The sequence below is a fragment of the Pseudomonas alkylphenolica genome (genome assembly GCF_016009175.1).
GTDB classification, from domain to species: Bacteria; Pseudomonadota; Gammaproteobacteria; order Pseudomonadales; family Pseudomonadaceae; genus Aquipseudomonas; species Aquipseudomonas alkylphenolica_B.
This window is the reverse complement of record NZ_JADUCM010000047.1, coordinates 19,877-28,253: the sequence shown is the minus strand read 5'-3', so window position 1 is coordinate 28,253 and position 8,377 is coordinate 19,877. Positions and strand designations below refer to the sequence as shown.

Here is an 8,377-nt window from a genome sequence, read left to right as displayed (position 1 = left end):
GGTTTTTACAACAGCTGTCGGCTGCACTCAGCACTGGGCTATCGCTCACCGAACGCTTTTGCAAAGGACTTAAAGTGCAAGCCTTAACGCCCAGCTTCTTGGCGTCTGCTGCCAAGGGACAGAACCATGCCTACTTTTTCCAAGAAAAAAGTAGGCCGCCGTAAGGGCGGAAGGGGCCGGTAGCCGCGCCACACCGAATGGATAAGCTCACAGCTTCAGCTCCAGCCTCTACATCAACATCCTCCGAAATTCCAAGAACCAAAAAAAAAGGCCCGAAGGCCTTTTTTCATGGGGGCAGGTGGATCAGCCGCCCAGGTAGGCGTCGCGAACCTTTGGATCGGTCAGCAGCGCCTCACCGGTACCCTGCATCACCACCCGGCCGTTTTCCAGCACATAGGCACGGTCGGCGACTTTCAGGGCCTGGTTGGCGTTCTGCTCGACCAGGAACACCGTCACGCCGTCACGGCGCAGTTGTTCGATGATGTCGAAAATCTGCTGGATGATGATCGGCGCCAGGCCCAGGGAGGGCTCGTCGAGCAATAGCAGCTTGGGTTTGCTCATCAGCGCACGGCCGATGGCAAGCATTTGCTGCTCACCGCCGGACATGGTGCCGCCGCGTTGGTTGAAACGCTCCTTCAGGCGCGGGAACAGGTGCAAGACCTTGTCCATTTGCTCCTGATAGTCGCCTTTGTTGGTGAAGAACCCGCCCATGGCCAGGTTCTCTTCAACGGTCAGGCGGGCAAACACCCGGCGGCCTTCCGGCACCACGGCAATACTCTTGCGCATGATGTGCGAGGAAGGTTGACCGACCAGCTCTTCACCCAGGTACTTGATGCTGCCGCTGTGGGCCTGTGGCGAACCGCAGAGCGTCATCAGCAGGGTCGACTTGCCTGCGCCGTTGGCACCGATCAGGGTGACGATCTCGCCCTGACGGATCTCGACGTTGACGCTGTGCAGCGCCTGGATCTTGCCGTAGAAGGTGGAAACGTTCTCGAACTGCAGCATTTACGCTTCCCCCAGGTAAGCTTTGATCACATCAGGGTTGTCGCGAATCTGGTCTGGCGTACCGTCGGCCAGGGGCGTGCCCTGGTTGATCACCACGATATGGTCGGAGATGCTCATGACCAGTTTCATGTCGTGCTCGATCAACAGCACGGTAACGCTGTGTTCTTCGCGCAGGTAGCCGATCAGTGCCTTGAGGTCTTCGGTTTCCTTCGGGTTGAGGCCCGCTGCCGGTTCGTCGAGCATGATGATCCGGGGACGGGTCATCATGCAGCGGGCGATTTCCAGGCGGCGTTGCTGCCCATAGGCGAGGGTGCCGGCGGTGCGGTTGGCGAACTCGGTCAGGTTGACCTTCTCCAGCCAGTACTGCGCGTACTCCATGGCCTCGCGCTCGCTGCGACGAAAGCCCGGGGTCTTGAACAGGCCAGCGAAGAAGTTGGTGTTCAGGTGGCGGTGCTGGGCAATCAGCAGGTTTTCCAGCGCAGTCATTTCCTTGAACAGACGTACGTTCTGGAACGTCCGCACCACGCCCTTGCGGGCGATTTCATGACCGGCCAGGCCCTGGATCGGCTGACCATCGAGCAGGATGGTGCCGCCGCTGGGCTTGTAGAAGCCGGTCAGGCAGTTGAAGACGGTGGTTTTACCGGCACCGTTGGGGCCGATCAACGCCACCACCTGTTTTTCCTTGACGGTCAGGGCCACGCCGTTGACCGCCAACAAGCCGCCGAAGCGCATGCTCAGGCCGCTGACTTGCAGAATTTCGCGGCTCATCGACGCAGCTCCATATGAGGACGTTGCATAGGCAGCAGGCCTTGCGGACGCCAGATCATCATCAACACCATCAGCGCACCGAACATCAACATCCGGTATTCGCTGAACTCTCGCATCAGTTCGGGCAGCAGGATCATCACGATGGCCGCCAGAATCACGCCCAGTTGTGAACCCATGCCGCCCAGTACCACGATGGCGAGGATGATGGCCGACTCGATGAAGGTGAACGACTCCGGCGTCACCAGGCCTTGGCGAGCGGCGAAGAAGCTACCGGCGAAACCGGCGAAGCAGGCACCCAGGGTGAAGGCCGACAGCTTGATGACCGTCGGGTTAAGGCCCAGGGCACGGCAGGCGATCTCGTCTTCACGCAGCGCTTCCCAGGCGCGACCGATCGGCATGCGCAGCAGCCGGTTGATCACGAACAGGGCGAGCAGCGCCAGCAGCAAGGCAACCAGGTAGAGGAAGATCACCTTGTTGATCGAGTTGTATTGCAGGCCGAAGAACTCGTGGAACGTCTGCATGCCTTCGGCGGCCTTGCGTTCAAACGTCAGACCGAAAAAGGTCGGCTTCTCGATGTTGCTGATGCCGTTAGGGCCACCGGTGAGGCCGGTGAGGTTACGCAGGAACAGGCGAATGATCTCGCCGAAGCCCAGGGTCACGATGGCCAGGTAGTCACCGCGCAGACGCAATACCGGGAAGCCCAGCAGGAAGCCGAAGGTGGCCGCCATCATCCCGGCGATCGGCAGGCAGATCCAGAAACTCAGGCCGAAGTAGTGCGAGAGCAGAGCGTAGCTGTAGGCGCCGACGGCATAGAAGCCGACATAACCGAGGTCAAGCAGGCCCGCCAGACCGACCACGATGTTCAGGCCAAGCCCGAGCAGTACGTAGATCAGGATCAGGGTGGCGATGTCGACTGCGCCGCGCGAGCCGAAAAACGGCCAGATCAGTGCGGCGACAATCAGGCCGAGGATGATGTAGCGCTGGGTGCGTGGCAGGGTCAGGAAGTTGCTGACCTTGGGTGAAACCAGCGAACCCTTGGGCGCCGACTTCATCATCGCGCTCCACTGCTTGTCGAACAGTACCCGCAGGAACATCAGCACCGAGCACAGGGCGATGACGGTCAGGGTGAATGGCCCCTGGCTGTGCACGATCAGGTTGATGCCGTCGATGCTGAGCTTCAGGCCCAGTACCGGGAAGGCCACGGCCCAGACCAGCAAGGCGGCGAAAAACGCCTGTTTGAGATGTTTGTTCATACTTTTTCAACCTCCGGACGGCCGAGAATGCCGGTCGGACGGAACAACAGCACCAGAACCAAAAGACCGAAAGCCACCACGTCCTTGTACTGGTCGCCGAAGATGTCGGCGCCAAAGGCTTCAGCCACCCCCAGCACCAGCCCGCCGAGCATCGCGCCCGGAATACTGCCGATGCCGCCCAGCACCGCCGCGGTAAAGGCTTTCAAGCCCACCAGGAAGCCGGCGTTGGGGTTGATCACGCCGTACTGCATGCTCAGCAGTACCGCCGCCACGGCCGCCAGGGCGGCACCGATGACGAAGGTCAGGGCGATGATGTTGTTGGTATTGATGCCCAACAGGTTGGCCATCTTGATGTCTTCGGCGCAGGCGCGGCAGGCGCGGCCCAGGCGAGAGCGGGAGATGAACAGGGTCAAACCGGTCATGGCCACGAGCGTGACGACGAATACCAGGATCTGCATGTAGGAGATCAGCACTTCCTCTGCGCCGCCTGGTCCGAAGGAGAAACTCCCGGGGATCAGGTTGGGGATGGACTTGTCCTTGGAGTCCTGGGATAGCAATACGGTGTTTTGCAGGAAAATCGACATGCCGATGGCAGAAATCAGCGGGATCAACCGGTTGCTGTTACGCAAAGGGCGGTAGGCAACCCGTTCGATACTGTAGCCATAGGCACTGGTTACGAAGATCGTGGCGACAAAGGCGACGGTCATCAGGATCGGCAGAGAATGGATACCCATCATGGCCAGCCCGGCAAGGGCAATGAACGCCACGTAGGAACCAATCATGTAAACCTCGCCGTGGGCGAAGTTGATCATTCCAATGATGCCGTAAACCATTGTGTAGCCAATGGCTATCAAGGCATAGGTGCTGCCAATGGTCAGGCCATTAACCAGCTGTTGGAAGAAGTGGTAGATCTCAGGCATTACAGCGCTCCTAAAAACCCGATATGCATTTCACTGGTGTGCCGGTCTTGTAGTCTTGAGCCACTTCGACGCAGGTACAGGCAGCGAACCGCTGGTGACGGTTTTAAGATTTTCAGGTGAACCTGCTCCCGGATCGCGGGAATCAGGCCCATGAACCTCGTAAAACAAAGCCCACTGCTCGCACAGTGGGCTTGTAGTCATGTAGTCAGACGGGATTACTGAGGGGAAACTTCGGTTTTAGGTTTGCCGAAATGCCATTCGTAGACCACGAATTTGAAGTCCTTCAGGTCGCCCTTGGCGTCGTACGACAGGTCGCCGGTCGGGGTCTTGAAGGTGCCGGCGTGAATGGCGGCAGCCACTTTGTCGGTGTCTTCGGATTTGGCAGCCTTGATGCCTTCGGCGATCAGTTCGACAGCGGAGTACGCCGGGAACACGAACGGGCCGCTTGGGTCTTTGCCGTCGGCTTTGATGGCATCAACGATGGCCTTGTTCGCAGGCTCGGCGTCGAAGGACTTCGGCAGGGTGACCAGCAGGCCTTCCGAAGCGTTCTGGGCGATCTGCGAGATGGAGTCGTTGCCGACGCCTTCTGGGCCCATGAACTTGGCGTTCAGGCCTTTCTCTTTGGCTTGACGCAGGATCAGGCCCAGCTCTGGGTGGTAGCCGCCGTAGTAGACGAAGTCGACGTTGGCTTGCTTGAGCTTCTGGATGATCGAGGAGAAGTCCTTGTCGCCGGCATTCAGGCCTTCGAAGACGGCAACCTTGACGTTTTTGCCTTCCAGGGTCTGTTTGACCGCAGTGGCGATGCCTTCACCGTATTGCTGTTTGTCGTGCAGAACAGCGACCACTTTCGGTTTGACGTGGTCGGCGATGTAGTTGCCGGCCGCTGGGCCCTGGGCGCTGTCCAGACCGATGGTGCGGAAGATCAGCTTGTAGCCACGGGCGGTGATTTCCGGGCTGGTGGCAGCCGGGGTGATCATGATCACGCCTTCGTCTTCGTAGATGTCCGAAGCGGGTTGGGTGGAGCTGGAGCAGAGGTGGCCGATCACGTATTTAACGCCATCGTTGACCACTTTGTTGGCTACGGCTACGGCCTGTTTAGGGTCGCACGCGTCGTCGTATTCCTTGGCTTCAAGCATCTTGCCATCGACGCCGCCCTTGGCGTTGATGTCTTTGATGGCCTGTTTTGCACCGATGAACTGCATGTCACCGTACTGAGTTACCGGGCCGGTTTTCGGGCCGGCGATGCCGATCTTGATGGTATCGGCTGCAAACGAATGGCTGGCAACCCCGGCCAGTACCATTGCGGCAAACAGCTTGGAAATCTGCTTAGTAGCCTTACTCATAGTGCTCCACTCATTCTGTTGTAATTTTTATAGTCCTGCGGCCAGAGCTGAGGACCGGATCAGGTTCCGTGGGAGGCCACGCCTCGCCATGGACCCGGATTGCTCCGAATTTGCCCTGGCAACTGTACCGGTACAGTGTAGAGCGCTGCTTTGTCGCTTGAAAAGCAGCCCCGCTGGGACAAACTCGGCGCGTGTCGCTTAATTGACAGAAACTTACAAGAAAGCGGCCTGGTCTGGCCCGGATTCGCCCGGTCATCCTTTGCTTCCAAGTCCTTTTCGATCAATTACTTATTTGAAACCGGGTTTTTCTGCAAAAATACCGACTTCTTACAGTAGTCGAATTATTTCTGGCAGGAACCCATGACTGATCAACCAAGCACCCTCTATGCCAAACTGCTCGGCGAGACCGCAGTAATCGAGTGGAAAGCCCTGGAGCGTTTTTGGGCCAAGGGTGACCTGATTTGGGTCGACCCGAGCCTGGACCTGATTGAAGTTGCACAGGCGATGGCCGAGAACCGTAGCGAAACCTTCGCCACATGGCGCAATGCTGGCACTGTCGGTGCGGTGTCCGCAGAGCAGGCACTAGACCTTCAGAGTCGCGATCCAGAGATCTGGGCGGTGGTGGTTTCGCCGTTCATCGTGATTCAGGAAAAGAAAAAGGGCTGAGCGCGCCCCAGATTGGTGCGCAAAAACAAGCAGCGAGAAGATTTGGTGCGCGGGATTGTTCAGCGAGGGTGACTGTTGGTAACAGTCGAGTGTGCTTTACGTTAACGGTAACAGTCCTGTGGGAGCGCGTTCATCCGCTCCCACAGGGTGGAAAACCACCTTGGATCAGTAATCCACTTTCCCGGTGTGACTGTTCAGCGAGATCACGCGGGTTTTGCCGATACGGTGGCGGAAGATTTCGCGTAGGTATTTCACCGCTTTCTTCACGCATTCCCGTGACAGACGAATGTCGTTGATCGAGACAAACTTGCTCTTGTCGTTGATCAGCTCACGGTACTTCTTCTCGTACATCGGCTTGATCGCATACCAGTTGGTATCGAGGATCTTCGCCGGGTTTTCGAATTCATTGAGCAAGTCATCGATACGTTCTTCATCGAAAGTATCGCTGGTGATGAATTCGAGGATGGCGTTGTCCAGGGTGTCATCGAAACGGTAGGCGTTGCGTGCGAAGCAGCGCTTGATGAATGCCACGATCAGGGTCAGGAAATCATCCGACAGGCACGGGCTCTTGGCGATCAGGGTAGTGAGCGACAGGTTTGCCGACGCGCCGATCACCAGGGCATAGCGCTTGAGGGTGGTGTTGGGGAACAGGCTGTTGAGGTGGGTCTTGAGCCGGTTCAGGTCCATGTACGAGAGTTTGTAGTCCTTTGGCAAGGAAACGATCGACACCACCGACGAACAATTCTTGAAAAAGTGCAGGTCGTGCAGGGCAGCAGCGTCATAGCCCGAGGCCTTGTACTGTTCCAGGGCCGCACGATAGCGCTTGGACTCGATCGGCAGCAGGCTGATCCCTTCGATGGCCTGGGTCACCTTGTTGAAGTGCGGCAGGTCGATGGAGCGGAAGAACAGGTCGTCAATGTTCAGGCGCGGCTGGTCTTTCTCGAACACTTTGAATTTGTCCGAGCTCGGTGTCGGCTGTTCCGGTACCACCGATTCCGCGTAGGCAATGGCGACAGGGCCGGCCAGGCTCATGAACAGATCGTTGGCATCCAGGCGGATGGTTTCGCCGATGTCGATGCCGGCCCGGCGGAAATAGTTCTGGTCGTAGTCGGTGGTTACCGCCTGGGCGGTCAGAATGTTGAAGATCTGTTGCGAGATGTATTGGTTGGCATGCTTCTCCATGGCATTGACATCAATGTTCTGGATGTTGCCGTCATCGTTCTCTTCGGCGTAGCGCATGATGTCGTTGGAGATCAGCATCATCGCATTCCAGGGGCGGATACGGCCCATGACGCTGGCTTCGCTGCTGTCTTCATTGTCGAAGTTGTAAGAGAAGTCCCATTCTTCTGACAGGTATTTGCACAGCAAGCGCCCGGCGTTGATGTGCAGGGCTTCCGACATTTCACTGCGGTGATCGGAAATGTTCGGCAGCACGCAGATACCGCTGGTGAAGATCGGCTCGAACACGAACGAGTGCCCGCTCTTGCCGTCATTCTCGTCGGCAGGCTTGGTGTCGAAGGTTTTGTTCATGTACGAGTATTGCTGGGCCAGGCCGAACTCCGAGGCCATGCCCGAACCGGTGCCGCCACCGGCACTGAAGATGTAGAAGTACAGCCGCGACTGGTTGGCCTTGATCCCGCACGAATCAATCAGGTAGGAGTGGATCAGTTTCCAGTCGGCGCTGGAAAACCGATGCGTCTCCTTGTTGAGGATGATCTTGGCCAGGTACTGGCCGAGGATCGGGGCGTTACCCGCGCCGCCGGCATGGACCTCTGAGAGGTCCATGATTTTCATTTTGCTGTAGTCGCGGATGAAACCGCTTTTTTCGCCTTTGCGCGAAAAGCGGATGCGTCCGGCAATGTCCTTGTCCAGGTCACCCAGCATCACCAGCGGTTCGACCAGAAACACCGGCTTGCTGCCTTTGTTCTGGACCAGGCGCAGGTTGTTGCGGATCCAGCGTGCCGGGCTGTAGGTGGGCTCGCTGCCGACACGGTCCTCATTGTTGAATTCGTTGAGGTAGAAGGTCCTGGCGTTGTATACAAGTTCGGCAACATCCAGTGCGATGTTCGAGCCGCAACGACCGAGGCCGATCAGGCACACCGATGGGAACTGTTGGTCGAGGCGCAGCTGGCTTTCATCTTCGACATGCACGCTGGGTGGGAACACCAGGTCGCGCAGGCCGTCGAGGTTGTCGAGGATGCGCTGGATATCCGGCTCGGTGAAATACAGGTACTGCTGCGGGTTGAGCGCTCGCGGGCTATAGAAATCTTTGGGCCCTGCAACGCTGTACGCGGGAGTGGGTGTCGGCAACTCGGAAACCGCGTTGGCAGTAGTAGTCTTGGAGGTCATTTTGCGCCATTTGCCTGGAGGTGGGTGGCTGTTCTAGTGGATATCATAGAGCCATCACTGGATAAGTTTCGCG

At 57.9% G+C, this 8,377-nt stretch carries 7 protein-coding genes; 1 reads left to right on the top strand and 6 read right to left on the bottom strand.

Features of this window, described 5'->3' with window-relative positions:
* Positions 1-303: 303 nt before the first annotated feature.
* The 5 genes from I5S59_RS24960 to I5S59_RS24940 form a co-directional block, all read right to left on the bottom strand.
* Entirely contained in the window at positions 304-1,005 is a 702-nt protein-coding gene (locus tag I5S59_RS24960) for an ABC transporter ATP-binding protein (RefSeq protein WP_197878950.1), read from the bottom strand.
* Entirely contained in the window at positions 1,006-1,773 is a 768-nt protein-coding gene (livG, locus tag I5S59_RS24955) for a high-affinity branched-chain amino acid ABC transporter ATP-binding protein LivG (RefSeq protein ID WP_197878949.1), read from the bottom strand. It abuts the gene before it with no gap.
* Complete coding sequence (locus tag I5S59_RS24950; RefSeq protein ID WP_128324135.1) at positions 1,770-3,026, bottom strand: high-affinity branched-chain amino acid ABC transporter permease LivM; 1,257 nt, start codon at positions 3,024-3,026, stop codon at positions 1,770-1,772. The genes livG and I5S59_RS24950 overlap by 4 nt, the downstream gene beginning before the upstream one ends.
* Positions 3,023-3,946 carry a high-affinity branched-chain amino acid ABC transporter permease LivH gene (livH, locus tag I5S59_RS24945; protein ID WP_197878948.1) on the bottom strand — a complete coding sequence of 308 codons (924 nt, stop codon included), beginning with the start codon at positions 3,944-3,946 and terminating at the stop codon, positions 3,023-3,025. Before livH ends, I5S59_RS24950 begins: the two co-directional genes overlap by 4 nt.
* A 215-nt stretch (positions 3,947-4,161) precedes the next feature.
* Complete coding sequence (locus I5S59_RS24940; RefSeq protein ID WP_197878947.1) at positions 4,162-5,289, bottom strand: branched-chain amino acid ABC transporter substrate-binding protein; 1,128 nt, start codon at positions 5,287-5,289, stop codon at positions 4,162-4,164.
* A 360-nt stretch (positions 5,290-5,649) separates the two neighbouring features.
* Between I5S59_RS24940 and I5S59_RS24935 the strand changes: the two genes are divergently transcribed.
* Positions 5,650-5,955 carry a DUF2288 domain-containing protein gene (locus I5S59_RS24935; RefSeq protein WP_197878946.1) on the top strand — a complete coding sequence of 102 codons (306 nt, stop codon included), beginning with the start codon at positions 5,650-5,652 and terminating at the stop codon, positions 5,953-5,955.
* A 165-nt stretch (positions 5,956-6,120) separates the two neighbouring features.
* On the opposite strand, the gene I5S59_RS24930 is transcribed toward I5S59_RS24935, so the two are convergent.
* Positions 6,121-8,304 carry a hypothetical protein gene (locus tag I5S59_RS24930; protein WP_197878945.1) on the bottom strand — a complete coding sequence of 728 codons (2,184 nt, stop codon included), beginning with the start codon at positions 8,302-8,304 and terminating at the stop codon, positions 6,121-6,123.
* Between the last annotated feature and the right edge of the window lie 73 nt (positions 8,305-8,377).